The sequence below is a fragment of the Roseitalea sp. MMSF_3546 genome (assembly GCF_030732865.1).
Taxonomy (GTDB): domain Bacteria; phylum Pseudomonadota; class Alphaproteobacteria; order Rhizobiales; family Rhizobiaceae; genus Roseitalea.
Genome location: NZ_JASHKB010000001.1, coordinates 342625 through 364589, shown reverse-complemented (window position 1 = coordinate 364589; position 21965 = coordinate 342625). Strand labels below are relative to the sequence as shown.

At 67.2% G+C, this 21965-nt stretch carries 25 protein-coding genes; 16 read left to right on the top strand and 9 right to left on the bottom strand.

Features of this window, described 5'->3' with window-relative positions; translation table 11 throughout:
- Positions 1–52 precede the first annotated feature (52 nt).
- The gene (yihA, locus tag RBB34_RS01805; protein ID WP_306117482.1) at positions 53–721 is read left to right on the top strand and encodes a ribosome biogenesis GTP-binding protein YihA/YsxC; all 669 of its coding nucleotides are present in this window, start codon (positions 53–55) and stop codon (positions 719–721) included.
- Here the strand turns inward: yihA and msrB are convergent.
- On the bottom strand, positions 712–1227 hold the full coding sequence (msrB, locus tag RBB34_RS01800) for a peptide-methionine (R)-S-oxide reductase MsrB (protein ID WP_306117454.1): 516 nt from the start codon (positions 1225–1227) through the stop codon (positions 712–714). The genes yihA and msrB overlap by 10 nt on opposite strands.
- Positions 1228–1460: 233 nt before the next feature.
- Between msrB and RBB34_RS01795 the strand changes: the two genes are divergently transcribed.
- The 5 genes from RBB34_RS01795 to RBB34_RS01775 all read left to right on the top strand — a co-directional run bounded on the left by RBB34_RS01795 (position 1461) and on the right by RBB34_RS01775 (position 6058).
- Complete coding sequence (locus tag RBB34_RS01795) at positions 1461–2933, top strand: alkaline phosphatase (RefSeq protein ID WP_306117453.1); 1473 nt, start codon at positions 1461–1463, stop codon at positions 2931–2933.
- A 145-nt stretch (positions 2934–3078) separates the two neighbouring features.
- Complete coding sequence (locus RBB34_RS01790; protein WP_306117452.1) at positions 3079–3510, top strand: hypothetical protein; 432 nt, start codon at positions 3079–3081, stop codon at positions 3508–3510.
- Positions 3511–3512: 2 nt separating this feature from the next.
- Entirely contained in the window at positions 3513–4211 is a 699-nt protein-coding gene (locus RBB34_RS01785) for an ABC transporter ATP-binding protein (RefSeq protein ID WP_306117451.1), read from the top strand.
- The gene (locus RBB34_RS01780) at positions 4204–5526 is read left to right on the top strand and encodes an FtsX-like permease family protein (protein ID WP_306117450.1); all 1323 of its coding nucleotides are present in this window, start codon (positions 4204–4206) and stop codon (positions 5524–5526) included. The genes RBB34_RS01785 and RBB34_RS01780 overlap by 8 nt, the downstream gene beginning before the upstream one ends.
- 22 nt (positions 5527–5548) lie before the next feature.
- Positions 5549–6058, top strand: a complete 510-nt coding sequence (locus RBB34_RS01775; RefSeq protein WP_306117449.1) for a copper chaperone PCu(A)C — start codon at positions 5549–5551, stop codon at positions 6056–6058.
- Between the two features lie 140 nt (positions 6059–6198).
- Here RBB34_RS01775 and RBB34_RS01770 read toward each other — a convergent pair whose 3' ends face one another.
- Positions 6199–6735 (bottom strand): TlpA disulfide reductase family protein, encoded by a 537-nt coding sequence (locus RBB34_RS01770; RefSeq protein ID WP_306117448.1) that lies wholly within the window; start codon positions 6733–6735, stop codon positions 6199–6201.
- Between the two features lie 123 nt (positions 6736–6858).
- Between RBB34_RS01770 and argB the strand changes: the two genes are divergently transcribed.
- Together argB and RBB34_RS01760 are read left to right on the top strand one after the other, a co-directional pair.
- Positions 6859–7779 (top strand): acetylglutamate kinase, encoded by a 921-nt coding sequence (gene argB / locus RBB34_RS01765; protein WP_306117447.1) that lies wholly within the window; start codon positions 6859–6861, stop codon positions 7777–7779.
- A gap of 83 nt (positions 7780–7862) precedes the next feature.
- Positions 7863–8576: a pyrimidine 5'-nucleotidase gene (locus RBB34_RS01760; RefSeq protein ID WP_306117446.1), complete on the top strand. Its 714-nt coding sequence runs from the start codon at positions 7863–7865 to the stop codon at positions 8574–8576.
- Here the strand turns inward: RBB34_RS01760 and RBB34_RS01755 are convergent.
- Positions 8561–9406 (bottom strand): LOG family protein, encoded by an 846-nt coding sequence (locus RBB34_RS01755; RefSeq protein WP_306117445.1) that lies wholly within the window; start codon positions 9404–9406, stop codon positions 8561–8563. The genes RBB34_RS01760 and RBB34_RS01755 overlap by 16 nt on opposite strands.
- 142 nt (positions 9407–9548) lie before the next feature.
- On the opposite strand from RBB34_RS01755, the gene dapD reads away from it, so the two are divergent.
- The 5 genes from dapD (at position 9549) to RBB34_RS01730 (ending at position 13562) form a co-directional block, all read left to right on the top strand.
- On the top strand, positions 9549–10403 hold the full coding sequence (dapD, locus tag RBB34_RS01750; RefSeq protein WP_306117444.1) for a 2,3,4,5-tetrahydropyridine-2,6-dicarboxylate N-succinyltransferase: 855 nt from the start codon (positions 9549–9551) through the stop codon (positions 10401–10403).
- Between the two features lie 7 nt (positions 10404–10410).
- Positions 10411–11277 (top strand): DUF3800 domain-containing protein, encoded by an 867-nt coding sequence (locus RBB34_RS01745; protein ID WP_306117443.1) that lies wholly within the window; start codon positions 10411–10413, stop codon positions 11275–11277.
- 57 nt (positions 11278–11334) lie between these two features.
- Entirely contained in the window at positions 11335–11724 is a 390-nt protein-coding gene (locus RBB34_RS01740) for a DUF805 domain-containing protein (RefSeq protein WP_306117442.1), read from the top strand.
- 63 nt (positions 11725–11787) lie between these two features.
- Positions 11788–12981: a succinyl-diaminopimelate desuccinylase gene (dapE, locus tag RBB34_RS01735; RefSeq protein WP_306117441.1), complete on the top strand. Its 1194-nt coding sequence runs from the start codon at positions 11788–11790 to the stop codon at positions 12979–12981.
- A 2-nt stretch (positions 12982–12983) separates the two neighbouring features.
- Complete coding sequence (locus RBB34_RS01730; RefSeq protein ID WP_306117440.1) at positions 12984–13562, top strand: hypothetical protein; 579 nt, start codon at positions 12984–12986, stop codon at positions 13560–13562.
- Here the strand turns inward: RBB34_RS01730 and truA are convergent.
- The gene (gene truA / locus RBB34_RS01725; protein ID WP_306117439.1) at positions 13541–14299 is read right to left on the bottom strand and encodes a tRNA pseudouridine(38-40) synthase TruA; all 759 of its coding nucleotides are present in this window, start codon (positions 14297–14299) and stop codon (positions 13541–13543) included. The genes RBB34_RS01730 and truA overlap by 22 nt on opposite strands.
- Positions 14300–14483: 184 nt before the next feature.
- Here truA and RBB34_RS01720 point away from each other — a divergent pair, with 184 nt between their 5' ends.
- Positions 14484–15989 (top strand): glycosyltransferase family 39 protein, encoded by a 1506-nt coding sequence (locus tag RBB34_RS01720; protein WP_306117438.1) that lies wholly within the window; start codon positions 14484–14486, stop codon positions 15987–15989.
- A 3-nt stretch (positions 15990–15992) separates the two neighbouring features.
- Here RBB34_RS01720 and fmt read toward each other — a convergent pair whose 3' ends face one another.
- Positions 15993–16922: a methionyl-tRNA formyltransferase gene (gene fmt / locus RBB34_RS01715; RefSeq protein WP_306117437.1), complete on the bottom strand. Its 930-nt coding sequence runs from the start codon at positions 16920–16922 to the stop codon at positions 15993–15995.
- Between the two features lie 50 nt (positions 16923–16972).
- Entirely contained in the window at positions 16973–17503 is a 531-nt protein-coding gene (gene def / locus RBB34_RS01710) for a peptide deformylase (RefSeq protein ID WP_306117481.1), read from the bottom strand.
- A 71-nt stretch (positions 17504–17574) separates the two neighbouring features.
- On the opposite strand from def, the gene rmuC reads away from it, so the two are divergent.
- On the top strand, positions 17575–18804 hold the full coding sequence (rmuC, locus tag RBB34_RS01705; RefSeq protein WP_306117436.1) for a DNA recombination protein RmuC: 1230 nt from the start codon (positions 17575–17577) through the stop codon (positions 18802–18804).
- A 114-nt stretch (positions 18805–18918) separates the two neighbouring features.
- Here rmuC and RBB34_RS01700 read toward each other — a convergent pair whose 3' ends face one another.
- The gene (locus RBB34_RS01700) at positions 18919–19617 is read right to left on the bottom strand and encodes a PhnD/SsuA/transferrin family substrate-binding protein (protein WP_306117435.1); all 699 of its coding nucleotides are present in this window, start codon (positions 19615–19617) and stop codon (positions 18919–18921) included.
- 3 nt (positions 19618–19620) lie between these two features.
- A complete protein-coding gene (locus RBB34_RS01695) occupies positions 19621–20619 on the bottom strand; it encodes a fatty acid desaturase (RefSeq protein ID WP_306117434.1) in 999 nt (332 codons plus the stop codon).
- A 133-nt stretch (positions 20620–20752) separates the two neighbouring features.
- On the opposite strand from RBB34_RS01695, the gene RBB34_RS01690 reads away from it, so the two are divergent.
- Entirely contained in the window at positions 20753–21613 is an 861-nt protein-coding gene (locus RBB34_RS01690; protein WP_306117433.1) for a helix-turn-helix transcriptional regulator, read from the top strand.
- Here RBB34_RS01690 and RBB34_RS01685 read toward each other — a convergent pair.
- Positions 21582–21851, bottom strand: coding sequence for a hypothetical protein (locus tag RBB34_RS01685; protein WP_306117432.1), 270 nt, complete (start codon positions 21849–21851; stop codon positions 21582–21584). The two genes, RBB34_RS01690 and RBB34_RS01685, sit on opposite strands and share 32 nt — an antisense overlap.
- Positions 21852–21965 lie beyond the last annotated feature (114 nt).

Genomic DNA, 21965 nt, shown 5'->3' with positions numbered 1-21965 from the left:
CCTGCCCTCCCCCGCGCGCGGGGGAGGGCAGGAGTTGGGTAGAATGGCAGACATGACCAAGGACACCGCCTCCGCTGCCCGCACCGCGCTTGCCGCGCACGGGGCGTGGACCTTTCTGCGCGGGGTGCCGGCGCTCGGCCATCTGCCGCCCGAGGGGCCGCCCGAGATCGCCTTCGCCGGACGCTCCAATGTCGGCAAGTCGTCGCTGATCAACGCGCTGACCGGCAAGGGCGGGCTGGCCCGCACCTCGAACACGCCGGGGCGCACGCAGGAGCTCAACTTCTTCGTGCCGGACGGCCATGCGGGCACGGCCGAGGATCTGCCGCCGCTGGCGATCGTCGACATGCCCGGCTATGGCTATGCCAAGGCGCCCAAAGAGGCCGTGGCGCGCTGGACCGAACTGGTGTTCGACTATCTGCGCGGGCGCTCGACGCTCAAACGCGTCTTCGTGCTGATCGATGCGCGCCACGGCATCAAGGCCAACGATGCCGAAGTGCTCGACATGCTCGACAGGGCGGCGGTGTCCTATCAGATCGTGCTGACCAAGGCCGACAAGATCAAGCCGCCGGCGGTGCGGCGGCTCGTCGACGAAACCCTGAACCGGATCACCCGGCGCCCGGCGGCCTATCCGCAGGTCATAGCCACCTCGGCGGAAAAGTCCGCGGGCATCGACGATCTGCGCGAAGCGATCGCCGAGGCGGTGGCGCCGGCTCAGCCATAGACCGGTTCGGAGCCGTCGGCCGGGCGGAAGCGCAGCGCCACGCCATTGATGCAATGGCGCTCGCCGGTGGGCGGCGGGCCGTCGTCGAAGACATGGCCCAGATGGCCGCCGCAACGGCTGCAATGCTCCTCGGTGCGCGGGATGAACAGCTTGAAGTCCTGCTTGTAGCCGACCGCGCCATCGATCTCCTGCCAGAAGGACGGCCAGCCGGTGCCGCTGTCATACTTGGTCTCGGACGAGAACAGCGCCTGGTCGCAGCCCACGCAGTGGTAGATGCCCTGGCGCTTTTCATCGTTCAGCGCGCTGGTGAAGGCGCGTTCGGTGGCTTCCTCGCGCAGCACCGCGTACTGCATCGGCGTGAGCTGGGCGCGCCACTCCGCCTCGGACTTGACGACTTCGAAAGCGCCGTCGGCCGCGGTGGCCTGGGTGCCGCCGAGCCAGCGCGCGCCGATGACGGCAGCGGCGCCGCCAAGGCCCAGCGCGAAGATGGAACGTTTGGTAATCATGGGTCGCCTCCGTATTGCTGACCCCAACATAGGCGATCGGCGCGCGCGCGGCACGTCACCTCGTGCCACGATTTCGTGAACGCACGGGGCGGTGCCGAACCGCAGGCGCGTCTCCTTGTAATGTTATTACGTTACAAATTGTCCAGCGGATTCAAGGACTTGTAATATTCCTGTCAAGCGACGGCGCTAGGCGAACCCGACCGCCATTTTCGCGGTCTACCGAGGAGACTGTCATGAAATCCACGATCTGCAGCGCGCTCGCGCTCACCCTTGCCGCGTCCGTCGCGCACGCCCAGGACCTGCCCCAGGCACAGAACGCCTGGTTCACGGCCGGACAGGAACGCATCCAGGCCGAACTGGCCAAGCAGCCCAACACGAATGTCGCCAAGAACGTCATCCTGATGATCTCGGACGGCAATGGCGTGGGCTCCAACTATGCCACGCGCGTGTTTGCCGGCCAGCAGGACGGGGGCTTCGGCGACGACTTCATCCAGCACCACGAGACCTTTCCGAATCTGGCCCTGGTCAAGACCTACAACGTCAACGCCCAGACCCCCGATTCGGCGGGCACCGGCACGGCCATGATGGCTGGCGTGAAGACCAAGATCGGCGTCATCGGCATTGACGAGGACGTCGTGCGCGGCGACTGTTCGACGCTGGAGGGCAACACGGTCAAGTCGATGAACGAGATCGCCCACGACATGGGCAAGGCAACCGGCATCGTCTCGACCGCGCGCATCACGCACGCCACGCCCGCTTCGGCCTACTCCAAGTCCGTCGACCGGAACTTCGAGGCCTCGGTGCCCGAGGGCTGCGACACGCAGACCGACATCGCCACCCAGCTCATCGACGCAATGGAAGCCGGCGTGATCGATGTCGCCATGGGCGGCGGCATGCGCAACTTCCACGCCGATGAAGGCGGCCGCCGCGAAGACGGCGTCAACCTGATCGAGCGGGCCGAAGGTCTTGGCGCGCACTTCGCCATGGATCAGGCCAGCTTCGAAGCCGCGCCGCTGGACGGCACGCCGATCCTCGGCCTGTTCGAGAACTCGCACATGATGTACGAGGCCGACCGCACCGACGAGCCGAGCCTGGCCGAGATGACCGAAGCCGCCATCACCGCGCTGCAGGCTTCGGGCGGCGACAACGGCTTCTTCCTGCAGGTCGAGGCCGGCCGCGTCGACCACGCGAACCACGCCACCAATGCCGCCCGCATGGTGCGCGACGGCGTCGCCTTCGCCGAGGCCGTCGCCATCGCCGACGCGTTGACCGACGATGAAGACACGCTGATCGTCGTCACCGCCGACCACGAGCACGCCCTGGCGTTCAACGGCTATTGCGGCCGCGGCTCGAACATTCTGGGCCTTTGCATGGACATCGACAATGAAGGCATCGGGCATACCGGCGAGGCCCTGCTCGGCGACGATGGCAAGCCCTACACCGTCATCGGCTATCTCAACGGCGCCAGCTCGATCCTGCGCGAGGACATGAACTGGGCCGGCGTGCGTCCCGACCTGACCGAGGAAGACGCCACCGACATCGACTACGTGCAGCAGGCGCTGATCCCGAAGTCGTCGGAAACCCACTCCGGCGAGGACGTCGCCGTCTACGCCAAGGGGCCTTACGGCCACCTGTTCGACGGCACCATCGAGCAGAACGTCATCTTCCACGTCATGCACCACGCCATGACGACCGAAGCGATGTAGCCGCATGCGACCGCGGCGGGCCGGACCGCGCCCGCCGCAACGCCCGGTCGCACTTTCCGGAAGGCCCGCGGGGGCGGGCCTTCCGGCATTTGTCATCGTGCCTTCGCATCTTCTGTCCAAAACCAACGGGAAAGGAGAGCCAGGAATGCAACGCAGAGACTTCATCGCGGCTGCCGCCGGCGCCCTGACGCTGGGTGTCGCCGGCCCCGCGCGCGCGTCGGACGACGAGATCCGGCTGCGCGAACTCTACAACAAGGACATGTCGTTCTCGCCGCTGGCCGAGGGACTGGAAGGCGACCGCGTCGCGGTCTCCGGCTTCATGGCGCCGCCGCTGAAGGCGAACTCGAAGTTCTTCGTGCTGACCAAGATGCCCATGGCGGTCTGCCCGTTCTGCGAGACCGAGGCCGAATGGCCCGACGACATCCTCGCCGTTTACACCAAGCGCACGCTCAAGGTCGTGCCGTTCAACGTTCCGATCGTCACCGAGGGCGTTCTCGAACTGGGCACGTTCCGCGATCCAGAGACGGGCTTCTTGAGTCGCGTGCGGCTCGCCAACGCGGTGGTCAAGCACGGCTGACCATGACCATCTCGCAAGGCCTCGATCTGCGCGCGCACGACGTCAAGGTGCGTGCCCCCGGCGGACGCACGATCCTTTCGGTCGACCACCTCAAGGTGCCGGCGGGCACCGCCATCGGCGTGCGCGGACCGTCGGGCGCGGGCAAGTCGACGCTTCTTTACGCGATCGCCGGCCTTGCCGGCGACGTCAGCGGCCGCATCGCCTGGGGCGACACCGACATGGTCGCGCTGACCCACGGCGCGCGCGCCGCCTTCCGACGTTCGAAGATGGGCTTCGTCTTCCAGGATTTCCTGCTGTTCGAGGAGCTCAGCGCACTGGGCAATGCCGCGCTCGCGGCCTCCTATGTGCACGACAGCGGCGCGCGCCAGGCCATCTGCGAGCGCGCCCGGCAGCACCTGGAAGACCTCGGTCTGGGCGACAATCGGCGCAAGGTGGACAGTTTTTCGGGCGGCGAACGCCAGCGCGTGGCGATCGCGCGGGCGCTCGCCAACGATCCGCCGGTGCTGCTCGCCGACGAGCCGACGGCGAGCCTTGACCGGCCAACCGCCGACCGGCTGGTCGACGACCTGGTGGCGCTGACGCGCTCGGGCGGCAAGACGCTGGTCGCGGTCAGCCACGATCCGGCGCTGCATGAGCGCATGGACCGCGTCATCGACATCATCGACGGAAATCTTGCCGCCGGGACACCCGTTCATGCCTGATCGCCTGGAGGACGCCTGGAACAATCTGCCGGTGCTGGCGCAGGACATCGCTGTCCTTGCGGGCCTGGTCGCGCCGCTCGTCGTGATCGGGCTGATCATCGTCCGGCGCCTCAACCCGACCCCGCTGGCCGGTGCCATGCTGTGGCGCTATCGGTTTTCCAACGCGCTGTTCGTCACGCTGATCGCCATATCCGTCGGCATCGGCGTCGGGCTGATCAGCCAGGAGCGCGCCCTGCGGACCGGAACGGCAAACGCCGCCGACAAGTTCGACCTGATCATCGCCGCGCCCGGCAGCGAAATGACGATGATGCTGGCCGCGGTCTATCTGCAGCCCTCCGACGTGCCGCTGCTCGACGGTCAGACCTATAGCGAGATCGCCAATCACGAAAACGTCGACCTGGCCGCGCCGATCGCCTTCGGCGACAGCTACCGTGGCGCGCCGGTCGTCGGCACCACCGCCGACTTCATCGATCACCTGACCGGCGGGCTGGAGGAAGGCGAAATCTTCACCGCCCACACCCATGCCGTCTCCGGCGCGCTCGCGCCGGCGCAGATCGGCGACACGTTCGAGCCGGCGCACGGGCACGGCGCGGCGGCCGAACAGGGCGCCCATGCGGGCGTGACCTATGAGGTCGTCGGCCGCATGCCACCGACCGGCAGCCCCTGGGACCGCGCGATTCTGGTACCGGTGGAAGCGGTCTGGGACGTGCATGGCCTTGCCATCGGCCACGCGCCCGAACGGGCCGACCAGATCGGCCCGCCCTTCGATGCCGAATACTTCCCCGGCACGCCGGCCGTGCTGGTGCGGGCCGAAGCGCTGTGGGCCAATTATTCGCTGCGCTCGGAATTCACGCGTGGCGACACCATGGCGTTCTTCCCCGGCGCGGTGCTGGCACAACTCCATTCGGTGATGGGCGACGTGCGCCAGGTGATGTCGATCATGGCCATCGTCACGCAGATCCTGGTGGCGGCCAGCGTGCTCACCGGGCTGGTCATCCTGATGCGGCTGTTCGCCCGGCGGCTCGCCCTGCTGCGCGCGCTCGGCGCGCCGGACCGCTATGTCTTCGCGGTCGTGTGGAGCTATGCGGGCGCGCTGATCGGCGCCGGCGCCCTTCTTGGCCTGGTCCTGGGCTATGGCGCCGCGCGGGTCATCTCGCGCATCATCACCCAGCGCACCGACATCCTCGTACAGGCTTCGGTGGGCTGGCCGGAAATCCACCTGGTCGCCGGCTTCGTCGCGATCACCATGCTGCTCGCCCTGGCGCCGGCATTCATGGTGCTGTCACGTAATATCATTACGGATCTGCGTGCCTGACAAGCGAAAACGGAGGCCCGAGATGAACCCCCTTCGCCACCCCCTGACATCGGCCCTCCTGGCCGCCGCGCTGCTGGCCGCACCGGCCCTGGCATCGGACGATCACGCCCATCACGACGAGGACAGCCATGTCGCCGGAACGGGGGCCGTGGAGCTGGTGCACGCCTGGGTGCGCGCGGGCGACGACGACACCACGCTGCTGTTCGTGGAGATCGAGAACGCATCCGATCGCAACGTGACGATCACCGGCGGCGAGTCCGACATCGCAACAAGCGTCGAACTGGTCGGCTTCCGGCTCAAGGACGGCGAAACCGTCTACGAGCCGCTGCCACAGGTTCCGGTCAGGGCCGGCACGACGATGACGCTCGCGCCAAACGGTCTCGCGCTCCGGCTGAACGGGGTCACCGAGCCGATGGTCGAGGGCGACGAACACGAGATCGAGATCGAGTTCGACTTCGGCCATGTCGACATGCATTTTCAGGTCGAACCCGCCGACGCCACCCGGCACAGCCACGCCGGCCACCAGCACTGATTCTGGCGCATTCCCCGGTTGCGCGCGCCCGTTTGCCTGGGCCGCGCGCGACCCGCCCATTGTCGTTCTCGGCTGGTGGGAGCCGGACCCCGGCGACAGGTGCCGGGCGATGCCATCGCAACGGTGGCGCCGGTGCCGCCTTAGCGCGCCTGAAGCCTTGCGCGCATCGCCTCGGCCGTATCCGACGACCTCCAGTCGAGCGGACCGGCATGGAAGGCAACCGCATTGCCGTTGGCGTCCAGAACATAGGTCGCCGGCATGCCGCGCAAACGCAGCGACGCCGAAAGCCGCCGCGTGCCGCGATGGGCGTGCCAGGCCGGCATGTCCGCCAGACCCAGATCATCGCGCAGAAAGCCGAAGACGCGGTCCGATCCGGCCGTGTCGAGCGAGACGATCACCGTGGCCTGGGCAATGTCCGCGGCCGCCGGCGCGGCCATGAAAGCGGCGAGTTCGGGCAGTTCGCGCCGGCACGGCGCGCACCAGCTCGCCCAGACATGGACGATGGCAGGTTCGCTGCCGATCAGCGCACCGAGCGTCGTGCGCGTGCCATCGGCATCGATCAGCGGCGCGTCGAGCGCGACCGGATAGGGATCGATCGCGACGAACGGATCGGTGGGCCCGGCGAGCAGGCCGCTCGGCAGTAATGCCAGCACAAGGGTCAGCAGCATGCGCGCCATGGGCTTGCCATAGCCTGCGCATTCAGCGGTTTTGTGACAGTGGACGGCGGCGCGGCGGCGACGCGATTGCACAGGGCGCCGCCAGCGGCTATGAGCGCGCACCGACCGTTTGCCGTTTTCGCCATGCCCTCGCACCAAGACACCGCGCCTCGACACACCGCGCCCGGCTCCGAAGCCGCCATTCTCGCCGCCGCCCTGCCCTACATGCAGCGCTATGCGGGCAAGACGGTCGTGGTCAAGTATGGCGGGCACGCCATGGGCGATGCGGCGCTCGGCCAGGCCTTCGCCCAGGACATCGCGCTGCTGAAGCAGTCCGGCGTCAACCCGGTCGTCGTCCATGGCGGCGGGCCACAGATCGGCGCCATGCTGACGCGCATGGGGATCGAATCCAAGTTCGAGGGCGGCCTGCGGGTGACCGACGAGAAGACCGTCGAGATCGTCGAGATGGTGCTGGCCGGGTCGATCAACAAGCAGATCGTCGCGCTGATCAATGCCGCCGGCGCCTGGGCGATCGGGCTTTGCGGCAAGGACGGCAATCTCGTCTATGCCCGCAAGGCGCGCAAGACGATGACCGATCCGGACAGCAATATCGAGCGGGTCGTCGATCTGGGCTTCGTCGGCGAGCCCGAGGAGGTGGACCGCACACTGCTCGACCAGCTGGCGACATCGGAGATGATCCCGATCATCGCGCCGGTGGCGCCCGGCCGCGACGGGCACACCTACAACATCAATGCCGACACGTTCGCCGGCGCCATCGCCGGCGCCATCAATGCCGAACGGCTGCTGTTCCTGACCGACGTGCCCGGCGTGCTCGACGGAAAGGGCGAGGTCATCAAGCAACTCACCATCGGCCAGGCCCGAGCGCTGATCGCCGATGGCACGATTTCCGGCGGCATGATCCCCAAGGTGGAGACCTGCATCGCCGCGCTCGGGCGCGGGGTGAAGGGGGTGGTGATCGTCAATGGCAAGGTGCCGCACGCGGTGCTGCTCGAGATCTTCACCGAGCACGGCGCCGGCACGCTGATCACGCACGATCCGCAATAGCGCACCCGAACCGCCCAAATCGCCGCCCGGCTGCGCCGCGCAGCCCATGGCGCGGCCGCCGCGGTCGTGCCATAGATCGTCCCATGAACCGACATGTGCCCACGCCGACCGACTTCGCCCATGTGCGCGAATGGGTCTTCGATCTCGACAACACGCTTTATCCGCACCACACCAATCTGTTCTCGCAGATCGATGTGGCGATGACCGACTATGTCTCCACCCTGCTGCAATTGCCGCGCGATGAGGCGCGCACATTGCAGAAGGACTACTATCACCGCTACGGCACGACGCTGGCGGGGCTGATCGCCCAGCACGACGTCGATCCGGACGATTTCCTCGAAAAGGTCCACGACATCGACTATTCGTGGATCGACCCCGACCCGGCGCTGGGCGAGGCGATCAGGGCGCTGCCGGGGCGCAAGTTCATCTTCACCAATGGCGACAAGGGCCATGCCGAGCGCACGGCGCGGCAGCTGGGCATTCTCGATCATTTCGACGAGATCTTCGATATCGTCGCCGCCGATCTGGTGCCCAAGCCGGCCGGCTCGACCTATGACAAGTTCCGCGCCATCCACCGCGTCGATTGCGAGCGCGCGGCGATGTTCGAGGATCTGGCGCGCAATCTGACCGTGCCCAAGTCGCTGGGCATGACGACGGTGCTGATCGTGCCGACCAATCTGGGGCCGACCTTTTCGGAGATCTGGGAGCGCGAGGACGTCGAGGACCAGGTCGATCACGTCACCGACGATCTCGCCGGCTTCCTGCGGGCCGTCACCGCCGGTCAGGCAAGCTCGTAGAAATCGCCGATCACGCCCCACGCCTCCTCGGCGGTGTCGACGAACGAGATCAGCTCGACATCGCCGGGCGAGATCGTGCCCTGCTCGGCCAGGAACTCGAGATCGATCGCGCCCTGCCAGAAGCGCCTGCCGAACAGCAGGAAGGGCAGCCGCTCCATGCGCCCGGTCTGGATCAGGGTGAGCGCCTCGAACAACTCGTCCATCGTTCCGAAGCCGCCGGGGAAGACCGACACCGCCTTGGCACGCAACAAGAAGTGCATCTTGCGAATCGCGAAATAGTGGAAGTTGAAGCACAGTTCGGGCGTGACATAGCCGTTGGGCGCCTGTTCGTGCGGCAGCACGATGTTGAGCCCGATCGAGGGCGCGCCGACATCGGCCGCGCCGCGATTGCCCGCCTCCATCACGCCGGGTCCGCCGCCGGTGACCACGACGAACTCGGTGTGGCCGGTCGACGCCGAATGGCGCGAACACAGACGGGCGAATTCGCGCGCCTCGGCATAGTAGACCGCGTTGGCCTCAAGGTTCTTCTTCTGGGTTTCGTTCTTGGCCGCCCAGGCCTCGCCGCCCGGCTCGGGAATGCGGGCACCGCCGAACATGACCACCGTCGAGCGGATGCCGCGCTCGGCGAGCAGCATGTCCGGCTTGAGCAGTTCGAGTTGCAGGCGCACCGGCCGCAATTCCTCGCGGCACAGGAATTCGGCATCGTCGAAGGCCAGCCGATAGGCCGGCGAGCGCGTCTGCGGCGTGTCGGGCACCTTTCTGGCGCGGTCGACGTCGTGGAACGACCTGACCAGCGGATCCCAGGCTTCGTCGCGCCGCCTTGCGCTCATGGCGTTTCTCCCCAACCTGCGTTGCCCGGCGGGTCGATCCCCGCCGATTGACCTTCCGGCCCGCTCTCCCCTAGTAGAACAACGCCATCGGGCGCTGCCTGATAGCATCGCGCCTGTTCGCCCACAATCAAAGGATGCATGCATGCCCGCTCCCGACACCGCCGCCCTCGAACGGACCATCGAGGCCGCCTTCGACAATCGCGACCAGGTGAACGCAGATACGCGCGGGGAGGTGCGAGACGCCGTCGAGGAGGCCCTGAGCATGCTCGATGCGGGCACGGCGCGCGTCGCCGCGCCCGGGCCCGACGGCAATTGGACCGTGCATCAATGGCTGAAGAAGGCGGTGCTGCTGTCGTTCCGTCTCAATCCGATGGCGATCATCAAGGGCGGGCCGGACGACGCGACCTGGTGGGACAAGGTGCCCTCCAAGTTCGACGGATGGACGGCGGCCGAATTCGAGGCGGCCGGTTTCCGCGCGGTGCCCAACTGCACGGTGCGCCGGTCGGCCTATGTGGCAAGGGGCGCGGTGCTGATGCCGTGTTTCGTCAATCTTGGCGCCCATGTCGACGAGGGCACGATGGTCGACACCTGGGCGACGGTCGGCTCGTGCGCGCAGATCGGAAAGAACGTGCATCTTTCGGGCGGGGTCGGCATCGGCGGTGTGCTCGAGCCGATGCAGGCCGGGCCGACCATCATCGAGGACAATTGCTTCATCGGCGCGCGCTCGGAGGTGGTCGAGGGCTGCATCGTGCGCCAGGGCTCGGTCCTTGGCATGGGCGTGTTCATCGGCAAGTCGACCAAGATCGTCAACCGGACGACCGGCGAGATCACCTATGGCGAGGTGCCGCCCTATTCGGTCGTCGTCGCCGGGACGATGCCGGGCAAGCCGTTTCCGAACGGCGAGCCGGGACCGAACCTTTACTGCGCGGTCATCGTCAAGCAGGTGGACGAGCGCACCCGGTCCAAGACCGGCATCAACGAACTGCTCCGGGACTGACCTCACCGTGGCCTGGCTGCTTTTCATCGACGAAAGCGGTCAGGATCGTCGAGAATCGCCATATGAAGTCCTGGCCGGAGTCGCAATACAGGACAAGCGATTGTGGCCATTGATCCGGCAACTCGCCGACCTGCAGGAGTTCTGCTTCGGATACCGTCGTTTTGCCGAATTCGAGGATGAGGCCAAGGCAAAAACCTTATTGAAGCGCAAGACTTTCAGACTTGCAGGACAGCACAAACCAATAAACCCGCTAGAACGCGTCGGTCTGGCAAGAACCGTCCTGCAGGACGGGGACGGCGCGACCCGATTGCAGTTGGCCGCATTGGGCAAAGCGAAGCTCGACTACGTCACGCAAGCACTGAAAATCGCGCGCAGCTTCGATTGCGTCGCCTTTGCGTCGATCGTCAGCCGTCAGGTTGAGCGCCCCCCGCGTGACGGTTTCCTCCGCAAGGACTACGCCTACCTCTTTGAACGATTCCATCACTGTCTGGAACATCGCCAGAACGGAACCGAGATGGGGTTGGTGGTCTTCGACGAATTGGAGAAAACGCAGAGCCATCTGCTTGTCGGGCAAATGGACGGCTACTTCCAGAGGACCCAGAAAGGGCGGCGGCGTTCAAGACTGATCATCCCCGAACCGCTCTTCGTCCACAGCGACCTGACGACTATGATACAGATTGCCGATCTGGTGGCTTATATCGTCGCTTGGGGCGTGCGACTGCGTGGCATGGGTGCGCCGCAGGGAACCGAGTTGTCCCCGTTTGCAGACCTTGTTTGCGTGATGCGCTATTACTGGCCTACACCGACAGGGCAACACGACGTTTGGGGATTCACGCACATCAGAAAGCTGCTCCCAAACGAAAAAAGGCAATGAGCCGCTTCCAGCCCAAAGCCTCCAGGTCTGATTTAGGGAAAGGGATCTGCGATTTCAATGAGTAATGTGCCCGATCATCCGCTGACGGTCTCCTGGGTCCTGTTCTCGTTCCGGGGCCGGATCGGGCGCAAGAGCTTCGCGCTGGCGGCGCTGGGCATGATCCTGGTGCAGGCCGCGATCGTCGCGCAGATCATCGGCACGCCCGAGGACAGTCCGCAAATGGCGCTGTGGGGTCTTGCGCTGCTTGCGGCGTGGGTCGCCACCGCCTGGGCGGCGCTGGCGCTGGCAGTCAAGCGGCTGCACGATATCGGTCTGCCCGGCGTGCTGGCCCTGCTGCTGCTGATCCCGGCGGTCTCGTTCCTGACATTCGTGGTGCTGGCCGTCTGGCCCCCGACACAGGAGACCAACGCCCACGGCCCGCCGCCCTTTCCGCGCGAGCGCAGATGAGCCCCGGGAGGCTCGTCCGCATAACCGGGTGACAGTGCCGCGCACATTGGCTAATTGCGCACCATGCGCGCTTTTCCCACCGATCCCGCCGCCAATCTCGAAACGCTGATCCGCTGCGCCTCGGTCACGCCCGCCGATGACGGCGCGCTCGATGCGCTTTCGGCCATGGTCGCACCGCTGGGGTTCACCTGCGACCGACCGGTCTTTTCCGAGCCCGGCACGGCCGATGTCGCCAATCTTTATGCCCGGCTTCCGGGCAACGGTCCGCACCTGATGTTCGCCGGGCACACCGATGTCGTGCCGTCCGGCGATCCCGACGACTGGACGCACGCGCCGTTCGGCGCCACCATCGCCGAGGGGCAGATGTATGGCCGGGGCGCGGTCGACATGAAGGGCGGCATTGCCTGTTTCATCGCCGCGCTGGCGCGCGTGCTGGCCGAACGCGGCCCGCCTGCCGGCTCGGTGTCGCTGCTGATCACCGGCGACGAGGAGGGCCCGGCGATCAACGGCACGGCCAAGCTGCTCGAATGGGCGGCCGAAAAGGGCGAGCGCTGGGATGGCTGCCTGCTCGGCGAGCCGACCAATCCGGACCGGCTCGGCGAGATGATCAAGATCGGCCGGCGCGGGTCGATGTCCGGGCGAATCACGGTCAACGGCACGCAGGGCCATGTCGCGTATCCGCACAGGGCCGACAATCCCGTGCGCGGGCTCCTCGCCCTGTGCACCGCGCTGATGGAGACGCCGCTCGATGAGGGCACCGACGTCTTTCAGCCCTCCAATGTCGAAGTCACCTCGGTCGACACCGGCAATCCGGCCGTCAACGTCATTGCCGCGCGGGCGCAGGCGGCGTTCAACATCCGCTTCAACGACCGCTGGACCGAGGACGGCCTGCGCACGCAGATCATCGACCGGCTCGACCGCGCCGCCGCCGACGCGCGCCTGCGGCCGGGCAGGCAAGGCCCGGTCGACTACACGATCGAATGGATCAAGCCGGTCAGCCCGGTATTCGTCACGCGTGAGCGTGCGCTGTCGGACACGCTGGCGAAAAGCGTTGCGGCGGTGACCGGCGAAACCCCGGAGCTGTCGACATCGGGCGGCACGTCGGATGCGCGCTTCATCAAGGATTATTGCCCGGTGGTCGAGTTCGGGCTGGTCGGCAAGACCATGCACATGGTCGATGAACGCGTCGCCCTTGAAGAGCTGGAGACGCTGACGGCCATCTATGCCGATTTCATCACGCGCTGGTTCGACCGCTGACGATGAACCTCGATTACGCCTTCCACCACATGGAGTGCGCGCTGGCGGTGATGATCGGTCGGCGCGAAGCGCTGACCCGCATGGACATCAGCGCCGACGGGTTCTGGCGCTCCTTCGGCGCGATCCTCGTCAGCGCGCCGGCGCTGTTCTTTGTCTGGGTGCTCTCGGCGCGGCAGACACAGGCCGAGTTTCCGCTGGCATCGACCGGCGGGCTGATCCTCGCCGAAGCGGCGTTCGAACTGTTCGTCTGGCTGGCGCCGGTCTTCGTCCTTGCAATGATCCTGCGGCCGCTGGGCTTCGGCGATCGCTTCTCGCATCTGATCATCGCGCGCAACTGGTCCGCGGCGGTGATCAGCTACGCGATCGCCGTGCCTTTCGTGGCGCAGCTGTTCGCAGGGCCCGAAAGCGGGCTCGCGGCGATGCTCCTGCTGGTCGTGCTCGCCGTCGTCTTCATCGCCGCGGTCCGGGTCACGCGCACCGCGCTCGACAGTTCGCTCATGGTCGCGATCGCCTTCACCGCCACCGAACTGTTCATCGGCCTGATGCTGGCGAGCGCCTATTACGGGGCCGTGCTGCCGTAGTCGACGCGCAGCAGGTACAGCCCGTGCGGCGGGGCGAGCGCGCCGCATTTCTGGTGATCGCGCGCATCGAGAACGCGCCTGACGTCGTCGATCGTCCAGCGCCCCTCGCCGACCATCTTCATCGTGCCGACCATGGAGCGGACCTGGTTGTGCAGGAACGAGCGCGCCGACACATGCGCCTCGATCCATTCGCCATGGCGCGCGAATCGCAGCGCATCGAGCGTCTTGACCGGCGATTTCGACTGGCACTGCGCGGCGCGGAAGGTGGTGAAGTCATGCGTGCCGATGAGAACCTGGGCGGCGGCGTTCATCGCCTCAACGTCGAGCGGGCGCTTGCACCACCAGGCGCGCTTGCGGTCGAAGGTCAACGGCGCCGGACGGTTGTGAATGCGGTAGAGATAGTGCCGGGCGGTCGCCGAAAATCGGGCGTGAAACTCCTCGCTCACCTTCTGTGCGGCGACGACGGCGATCCGTTCGTCGTCGAGCACCAGATAGGCGTTGATCGCCTCGCGCACCCGGACCGGATCCCAGTCGCGGGCCAGATCGACATGGGCGATCTGGGCAATGGCGTGCACGCCGGTGTCGGTGCGGCCGGCGACCTGAAGGGTAACCTGCTGTTTGCAGAAGCTGAAGATCGCCTTCTCGACGGCCTCCTGCACCGCGTGGCCGTTCTTCTGCCGCTGCCAGCCGACATAAGGGGTGCCGTCATATTCGATTGTCAGGCGATAGCGGGGCATGGGCTCTCGTTGCGGTGAACGGCTCGGCGGGCCTGCATAGATTTCGCGCAGGCCGCTGTCCAGTTGCGGCCGCAGGTCCGATTGACGGCGCTTGCAAAAACGCCGATGAGGCGCGTCAATGTGTTCGGCGTCTTCCTCCTCCGCCCGCGCCGCGCCGCTGCCGCGATGGGCGCGGGCAAGCACGGTGCTTGCCTTCGTCCTCGCGCTTGTCGGGCTCAAGCTCGTCATGGGCGCGCGGCTCGACCTGATCCGCGACGAAGCCTATTACGCGCTGTGGGCGCTGCACCCGCTGCAGGCGGGCTATTACGACCATCCGCCGGCGGTGGTCTGGTTCATCAAGGCCGGCCGGGCGCTCGTCGGCGATTTCGAGCTCGGCGCGAGGCTGGTGGCGATCGTGTCCGTGGGCATCGTCTCGCTGGCCATCCATCGCACCGCCATGGCGCTGTTGGGCGACCATCGCGTCGCCGCGCTGTCGGTCTACTGGTTCAACCTGACGCCGGGCGGCATGCTCGGCCTGTTCGTGATCACGCCCGACGCTCCCTCCATGCTGTTCTGGGCGCTGGCGCTGTGGGCGGCGGCGGAACTGCAAGCGGCACGGGACGGGCGCTGGTGGCTGGCCTTCGGCCTGTTCGCCGGACTTGGCCTTGCCAGCAAGTATACCGGCCTGTTCCTGGGCGCGGGGATCGCGCTGTGGCTGCTCGCCCATCGCGAGAACCGGCGCTGGTTCGCTTCGGCCTACCTGTATGCCGGCGGTGCGCTGGCGCTGGCGATCTTCGCGCCGGTCATCGCCTGGAACCTCGACAATGGCCTGTCCTCCTTCGCCTTCCAGTTCGGGCGGGCCGGCGCCGTCGACCTGTCGCTGCGCGACCTTTTGCATCTGCCCGAATTCGTCGCCGCGCAGGCTGGCCTGCTGCTGCCCTGGCTGTTCGCACTGGTCGTTGCCGGCCTTGCAATATTCCCCACAAGCGCCAACTGGCGCGGCGACGCGCGCCTTGGCCTTCTGATCTGGACCGGCGTGCCGGCGCTCGCCTATTTCCTGTTCCACGGGCTGCATGCGACCGTGCAGGGCAACTGGCCCTGGCCGCTCTACGCACAGCTATCCGTGCTCGGCGCCCAAATGGCGCTGGCCTGGAAGCCGGGCGGACGCTGGTTGACACTCGTGCAGCGCCAGGCGCTGATCTGGCAGGCGCCGGTGGGCGTGGCTGTCGGCGCGTTGATCTTCGCCCAGGCGAGCACCCAGTTCGTGCGGCTGCCGTTCCTCGACCAGACGCGGGTCGCCCATGGCTGGCCGGCGGTGGCGCGCGATGTCGACGCGCTGGTCGCCGAAACCGGTATCGAGACGATCCTGGTCGACGACTACGGGCTCGTTGGCTGGCTGTCCGTCTACGGCGCCAAGATGGACGCCGATTACCGGGTGCTGCCGCTCGGCGAGTTTCACCGCTATGGCTTCATCGACCTGCCGGTTTCCGACGCCGCACTGCAATGGCCGGTTCTGCTTGCACTGCCCGCCGGTATTTCCGCCGGAGGCGTCGACGCACCGGCCCGCCATCCCGAGCCCCTCATGCGCCTTGGCGAGACGGCGACGTTCGTTGCGCGCATCGTGCGCCAGGGCGCGGACGCAACGCCGGCCGGCGCCATCGACATCTACCGGCTGGAAAGACCGCGAATGCCGGTTTTCGGCAGCGACTGAAGCTCAGCGCACGCCGTTTCGGTCGAGCGCGTTGCCGCGCAGGAATACCTCGGCGTCCATCGGCTTGCCGCCGGCCTTCTGGAGCTCGACGATGCGCACCGCGCCGGCACCGCAGGCAATGGTGACCGGCGCGCCGGCGAGCACGGTGCCCGGTTCGCCCTCGCCTTCGGCGCGCGTGCTGCGCAGCGCCTTGACGCGCTCCCATGTCCCGCCAAGGCGCATCTCGCACCAGGCACCGGGAAAGGGCGACAGGCCGCGAATGCGGTTGTGCACCTCGGCGGCCGGCCGCGACCAGTCGATGCGCGCTTCGTCCTTGCCGATCTTGGCGGCATAGGTCGCGCCCTTGTCGGGCTGCGGGGTCAGTTCGAGCGTGCCCTGTTCCAGCGCGGCCATGGCACGGACCATCAGCGCGGCACCGGTTTCGGCAAGCACATCGTGCAGTTCGCCGGCGGTCATGTCCGGGCCGATGGGGACCGTGGCGGTCATGGCGACGGGGCCGGTGTCAAGGCCCGCATCCATCTTCATGACCATCATGCCGGTCTGGCGATCGCCGGCGAGTATCGCGCGCTGGATGGGCGCGGCGCCGCGCCAGCGCGGCAGCAGCGAGGCATGGCCGTTGTAGCAGCCGAGCCGCGTGCCTTCCAGGATCGGTTCGGGCAGCAGAAGGCCGTAGGCGACGACCACCGCGACATCGGCATCGAGCGCGGCGAAAGCCGCCTGTTCGGCCTCGCCCTTCAGCGAGACCGGCGTACGGACCGCGATGCCCAGTTCCTCGGCGGCCCGATGGACGGGGGACTTGCGCACCGTGAGCCCGCGCCGGCCGGCCGGACGCGGCGGCTGGGTGTAGCAGGCAGCGATCTCGTGGCCGGCCGCGGCAAGCGCGCGCAGGGTCGGCACCGAGAAATCGGGCGTTCCCATGAAGACGATGCGCATCGGGGAATTGCCCCTCTTTCGGCCGGCGGCGCGCCCTTCGGGCCGTCCGGTCAGGCCACCATGGGCGAATCGCCGCGCTGGCGCGCCAGCTTGCGGAACTTCTTGATCACCATGTCGCGCTTGAGCTTGGAGATGTGATCGATGAACAGCACACCGTCGAGATGGTCGATCTCGTGCTGCAGGCAGGTCGCCATCAGTCCGCCTGCCTCGAGCGTCTGCTCGGTGCCCTGGCGGTCGAGATAGCGCACGGTCACGGCGGCCGGCCGCTCGACATCGGCATAATAGTCCGGGATCGACAGGCAGCCTTCCTCATGAGTATTGGGTTCGTCCGACCGCGCCACGACCTCGGGATTGATGAGAACGCGCGGATCCCTTTCCTCGTCCTCGCCGGAGACGTCGGCGACGAGCATCCGGATCGGCTCGCCGACCTGCACGGCGGCCAGGCCGATGCCCGGCGCGTCGTACATGGTCTCGAGCATGTCGTCGGCGAGGGCGCGCAAATCGTCGTCGACGCGCTCCACGGGACGTGAGCGCTGGCGCAGGATCGGGTCTGGCAACAGGACGAGCGGTCTGATCATGATGCATGCCAGTTAAGCAGTGCGTGGCGGCACGTCAATCGGCAGGCGCGGCGCGAATCGCCTATGGTGGCGCCATGGAAAGCGGATTCGCATGGAGCGCGCCGGCGCTCGAAGTCGGCGGTCGCGTCGTGACCCTGGGCGAAAGCGTGCTGGCGGTCGCGGTCATCCTCGCGGCGATCACCGCGCTCGGGCTCTGGCGCGCGGCGGCCCGGCACAGGCGTGCGCTGGCGGCCGAGCGGGTTCGCGCCCAACAGGCCGAAGCGCGGGTCAGCGAGATCCTGTCGGCGCAATCGGACATGCAGGGTCGGCTGTCGGCGATGGCCGAGGTCTTCGGCGCGCGCCACTCCGAGATGAGCGCGACGCTCGAAAAACGTCTGGACGCGATGACATCGCGTATCGGCCAGTCGATCTCCGAACAGCAGAAATCGGCGCATGACAATCTGAGCAAGCTGCACGAGCGGCTGGCGGTGATCGACACGGCGCAATCCAACATCCAGCAGCTCGCCGGCCAGGTGGTCGAACTGCAATCGATCCTGTCCAACAAGCAGACGCGCGGCGCCTTTGGCCAGAGCCGCATGGAGGCGATCATCGAGGACGGCCTGCCGATGGGTGCGTATGGCTTTCAGGTGACGCTGTCGAACGGCAGCCGGCCCGATTGCGTGGTCTCCATGCCCAATGGCGCGCCGGGGCTGGTCATCGACGCGAAGTTTCCGCTCGAAGCCTGGAACGCCTTTCACGAGGCGCGCGAGGATGGCGCCCGGACCGAGGCGGCACGCCAGTTCCGCCGCGACATGGAGGTCCATATCAAGGCAATCGCCGAAAAATACCTGATCGCCGGGGAGACGCAGGACACCGCGTTCCTGTTCGTGCCGTCCGAGAGCATCTTCGCCGATATCCACGAGAACCACGAGGCGGTGGTGCAGCGCGCGCACAAGGCGCGCGTGGTCATCGTCTCGCCGTCGCTGCTGATGCTGTCGATCCAGGTGATCCAGGCGCTGCTCAAGGATGCGCGCATGCGCGAGCAGGCCCATCTGATCCAGGGCGAGGTGCTGCGGCTGATGGAGGATCTGAACCGGCTCGACGACCGGGTGCGCAAGCTGTCCACCCATTTCGGCCAGGCGAGCAAGGACATCGACGATATCCTCGTGTCGACCGACAAGCTGACCAAGCGCGGCCGCAAGATCGAGGGGCTGGAATTCGACGAGCCGAGCGGCTCTGGCCAGGCGGCGGGCGGCGACGACAGGACCGCTCAGAGCAAGACCGGCGGGCTGCGCCTGCGCGTGGTCGATGGCGAACCGGAATAGCCCGTTCGGCGGTCTGGGGCTCCCCTCGAGCTCTCCGCGTTGCGCCTTTCATCTCCGCCCTTCATCCCGACCGCGCAAACGTCGGAGGGATGGAGGGTGGGGGTGCCTGGCGCGTCAGTGAATGACGATCGGCATCACGCAGGCAATGGCCTTGCGCAGTCGTTCGATGTCGGCATCCGTCATCGCGCCGTTGGTGATCAGCGGCAGACCCGGCCGTTCCGCGGTCCAGCCGATGACAGCGAGCGCGCGCGCGGCGGGCTCGTGCGCCCGTGCGATCCGCCAGGTCACGCAGTCGATCGCGGCGATGTCGGCGGTGCCCGACGCGACCGCACGGATCGAGGCGCGATGCGCGCCGGTCTCGACGATCTCGCCGGGCCAGGGCCGGCCGGCGGCGGCGAGATCGCGGCGCAGCGCGACATGGCCGGACATGGAACCGGCTTCGTTGATCGCCAGCCGGCCGTCGAGCCTGTCGGGCAGTTGCGGTTGGCTGTCGTCGGGCGGCGGCAGGTCGGGCGCGTCGAGGCGGGCGACGATGACGCTGCGATAGGTGCCCCGGCCGCAGCCGGGCGCACCGCGGACCGGCGTCGCCACGTAGCGCACCCGGCCGCGCAGCACCGTTTCGAGCGGATGGGTGCAGGTCTCGCCGAGCAGGAGATCGGGGCGCAGCCACATGTCGTCGAGCCGATCGCGGCGCGTCAGCGTGCCGGGCGCGTTGAAGCCGGCGCGGCGCAGGGCACCGGCAAGGCGCATCCACAGCGCGTCGGTCTCGGCCCGGCGTTCGGGCCAGTCATACATGGGCAGGCAGGCGATCACGCCTCAGCGCTCGGGCCTTGCGGCAACGGGAACATGCGTGCCCGGCCCCGAAGACGGCGCGACTGTGGTCGGCTGAAAGGCGCGGCCATGGTCGACGGCGCGCGGCGCGCGCGGAAGCACCGGATGCACGACCGGCTCCTTGGCGCGCAGCGCATGCGTCCGGAAGATATCCCAATAGCTGCGATAGACATAGGCGCCGTTGGCGGCCAGCCATTGCGCGCGCTTTTGCCGATAGAGCCGCGGAAGCGCATACCAGGGCGCGCGCGGCAGCTTGTGGTGGACCAGATGCAGATTGTTGTTGAGGAACAGCCAGGACAGCACCCGGCTGTGCTCGACGATCACGGTGCGCCCGTCGACGGCCTCCTTCCACTGATGCTCGCAATAGGTGCGAATGGCGATCAGCGCCATCCCGCCATAGGCGACGACGCCAAGATAGACCAGCGGGCTGATGCCCATCGCGCCCCAGACAATCGCGAAAAGCCCGGCAAGGCCGAGCGCATGATGGGCCCAGGCTCGGCGTACGCCGCGTTCGCCGCGCACCAGCCTTGGCAGATCGTCGCGCCAAAAGCCGAACGCCATCAGCGGCGGGCCGACGACCAGTCGGCCGACCAGCGTGTTGTTGACGGCCAGAAGCCGGCGCATGAACGGCGAGAGTGCGGCGTGCTCGCCCCTGTCGAGATACCAGCTTTCCGGATCGTCATAGGGATCGGTCAGATGCGCATCGTTGTGGTGGCGCAGATGCATGGCCTTGAACCGCCGATAGGGAAAGGCGACCGCAAGCGGCAGCGCGACCAGCGCCTCGTTGATCGCCGGATTGCGGGTCGGGTGGCCGTGCAGCGCCTCGTGCTGCAGCGAGGTGTGCAGGCCCGCCATCACCGCCATGAGCGGCAGCGCAAGCCAGGGCGCGATCGGAAACAGCCACAGGCCGACGGCGAGCCACAGCCCGTAGCAGAGTGCGAGCATGGCAAGCGTCGGCCATTCAAGTCGTTGATTCGTCGTCATGATTATGTCCTTGCCGCCATCGATGGCAGGAGGCGGCAGGATTTGCCAGGCGAAAATGCGCACAATCACGCGTATTCGGTCATCAAATCCCGAAACTGTTGCCCAATATCGCCACTTGTTTATTATAAACCGCATGGCGCCCGATCACATCGACAAACGCGACGCTTCCCGGCTGTTCCGGACGCGGCTCGGCGAGCTCCTGGCGCGCTCGGGCATGAACCGGTCGCGCTTCGCCGCCTCGGTGGGGCTCGACCGGTCGGCGCTTTCGCAACTGCTGTCGGGTGAGACGACGCGGCTGCCGCGAGCCGAGACGCTGATCCGGCTCGCCGCCCGCCATGGCGTCAGCCTCGACTGGCTCCTGGGCCTGAGCCAGGACGAGGGCGTTTCGGCCGCGATCAAGCCGGCACTGGAACTTGAAAAGGCGCAGGACCGGCGCAGCGATGCCATGCTCGCGCGCTGGCACCAGGAGGCGGCGGGCACGAAGATCCGCTATGTGCCGGCGACCATCCCCGACTTCCTGCGCACGGACCGGACGATCGCCTATGAGACGCGCGCCACCAAGCCGTCAGTGGCGGCGCAGATCGACGATGCGCGCGAAAAGCTGGCCATCAGCCGCCGACCCGAAAGCGATACCGAGGTTTGCATGCCGTTGCAGACGCTGGAGGCGCTGGCGCGCGGCGCGGGGGTCTGGAGCGCGATGGACGCCGCCGCGCGGGCCGAGCAGATCGGCCAGATCGCGCGGCTCGCCGACGACCTGTATCCGGGATTGCGGCTGTTCCTGTTCGACGGCCGACGCACATTTTCGGCGCCCTACACCGTGTTCGGACCCTATCGCGCGGCGGTCTATGTGGGCGATCTCTACCTGGTGCTGAACGCCAAGGAGGCGATCGACGCGCTGACACGGCACTTCGACCAGCTCATTCGCGCCGCCACGGTGCGCCCGCACGAGGCGGGAGCCTTCATCAGGTCGCTGCCCGATCCTGCGGCCAGTTGATGGGCACGTGCACGTCGAGAGGACGGGCGTTCAGCAACTCGGCATTGTCGGGGTCCGCGCAGCCGCCACGATAGGGGCAGTCGACGCAGAACCCCTTGCGCGAGGCGCTGCGGCGGAGCGCTGTTATGGCAAGTGTCAGAATGCCGAGCCGGCGCGGTTCGGCAGAAACGCACTCGGTCTTCATGCCGCAAAGGGCGGTGTAGCAAATCTGATTATCGGCTTGGACTTGGTCGGGCATGGTTGCGCCATTATGGCATGTCGGCCAGCGATTTCCATTGATAACCGTCGGTTCCGCGGGTGTTAACAGCCCGTCGGCCTTATCCTTTCGTCGCAGATTTCGCGGCTGCAAAAC

Excerpts from the sequence above, each read along its gene's own strand:
- RBB34_RS01690 (WP_306117433.1), top strand. The coding sequence starts at position 20,753 with ATGGCGCCCGATCACATCGACAAACGCGACGCTTCCCGGCTGTTCCGG.
- RBB34_RS01740 (WP_306117442.1), top strand. The coding sequence starts at position 11,335 with ATGAGTAATGTGCCCGATCATCCGCTGACGGTCTCCTGGGTCCTGTTC.
- RBB34_RS01685 (WP_306117432.1), bottom strand. The coding sequence starts at position 21,851 with ATGCCCGACCAAGTCCAAGCCGATAATCAGATTTGCTACACCGCCCTT.
- RBB34_RS01775 (WP_306117449.1), top strand. The coding sequence starts at position 5,549 with ATGAACCCCCTTCGCCACCCCCTGACATCGGCCCTCCTGGCCGCCGCG.
- msrB (WP_306117454.1), bottom strand. The coding sequence starts at position 1,227 with ATGATTACCAAACGTTCCATCTTCGCGCTGGGCCTTGGCGGCGCCGCT.
- RBB34_RS01790 (WP_306117452.1), top strand. The coding sequence starts at position 3,079 with ATGCAACGCAGAGACTTCATCGCGGCTGCCGCCGGCGCCCTGACGCTG.
- RBB34_RS01730 (WP_306117440.1), top strand. The coding sequence starts at position 12,984 with ATGAACCTCGATTACGCCTTCCACCACATGGAGTGCGCGCTGGCGGTG.
- dapE (WP_306117441.1), top strand. The coding sequence starts at position 11,788 with ATGCGCGCTTTTCCCACCGATCCCGCCGCCAATCTCGAAACGCTGATC.
- RBB34_RS01695 (WP_306117434.1), bottom strand. The coding sequence starts at position 20,619 with ATGACGACGAATCAACGACTTGAATGGCCGACGCTTGCCATGCTCGCA.
- RBB34_RS01755 (WP_306117445.1), bottom strand. The coding sequence starts at position 9,406 with ATGAGCGCAAGGCGGCGCGACGAAGCCTGGGATCCGCTGGTCAGGTCG.
- fmt (WP_306117437.1), bottom strand. The coding sequence starts at position 16,922 with ATGCGCATCGTCTTCATGGGAACGCCCGATTTCTCGGTGCCGACCCTG.
- truA (WP_306117439.1), bottom strand. The coding sequence starts at position 14,299 with ATGCCCCGCTATCGCCTGACAATCGAATATGACGGCACCCCTTATGTC.
- RBB34_RS01795 (WP_306117453.1), top strand. The coding sequence starts at position 1,461 with ATGAAATCCACGATCTGCAGCGCGCTCGCGCTCACCCTTGCCGCGTCC.
- rmuC (WP_306117436.1), top strand. The coding sequence starts at position 17,575 with ATGGAAAGCGGATTCGCATGGAGCGCGCCGGCGCTCGAAGTCGGCGGT.
- yihA (WP_306117482.1), top strand. The coding sequence starts at position 53 with ATGACCAAGGACACCGCCTCCGCTGCCCGCACCGCGCTTGCCGCGCAC.
- argB (WP_306117447.1), top strand. The coding sequence starts at position 6,859 with ATGCCCTCGCACCAAGACACCGCGCCTCGACACACCGCGCCCGGCTCC.
- dapD (WP_306117444.1), top strand. The coding sequence starts at position 9,549 with ATGCCCGCTCCCGACACCGCCGCCCTCGAACGGACCATCGAGGCCGCC.
- RBB34_RS01770 (WP_306117448.1), bottom strand. The coding sequence starts at position 6,735 with ATGGCGCGCATGCTGCTGACCCTTGTGCTGGCATTACTGCCGAGCGGC.
- RBB34_RS01785 (WP_306117451.1), top strand. The coding sequence starts at position 3,513 with ATGACCATCTCGCAAGGCCTCGATCTGCGCGCGCACGACGTCAAGGTG.
- RBB34_RS01760 (WP_306117446.1), top strand. The coding sequence starts at position 7,863 with ATGAACCGACATGTGCCCACGCCGACCGACTTCGCCCATGTGCGCGAA.
- RBB34_RS01780 (WP_306117450.1), top strand. The coding sequence starts at position 4,204 with ATGCCTGATCGCCTGGAGGACGCCTGGAACAATCTGCCGGTGCTGGCG.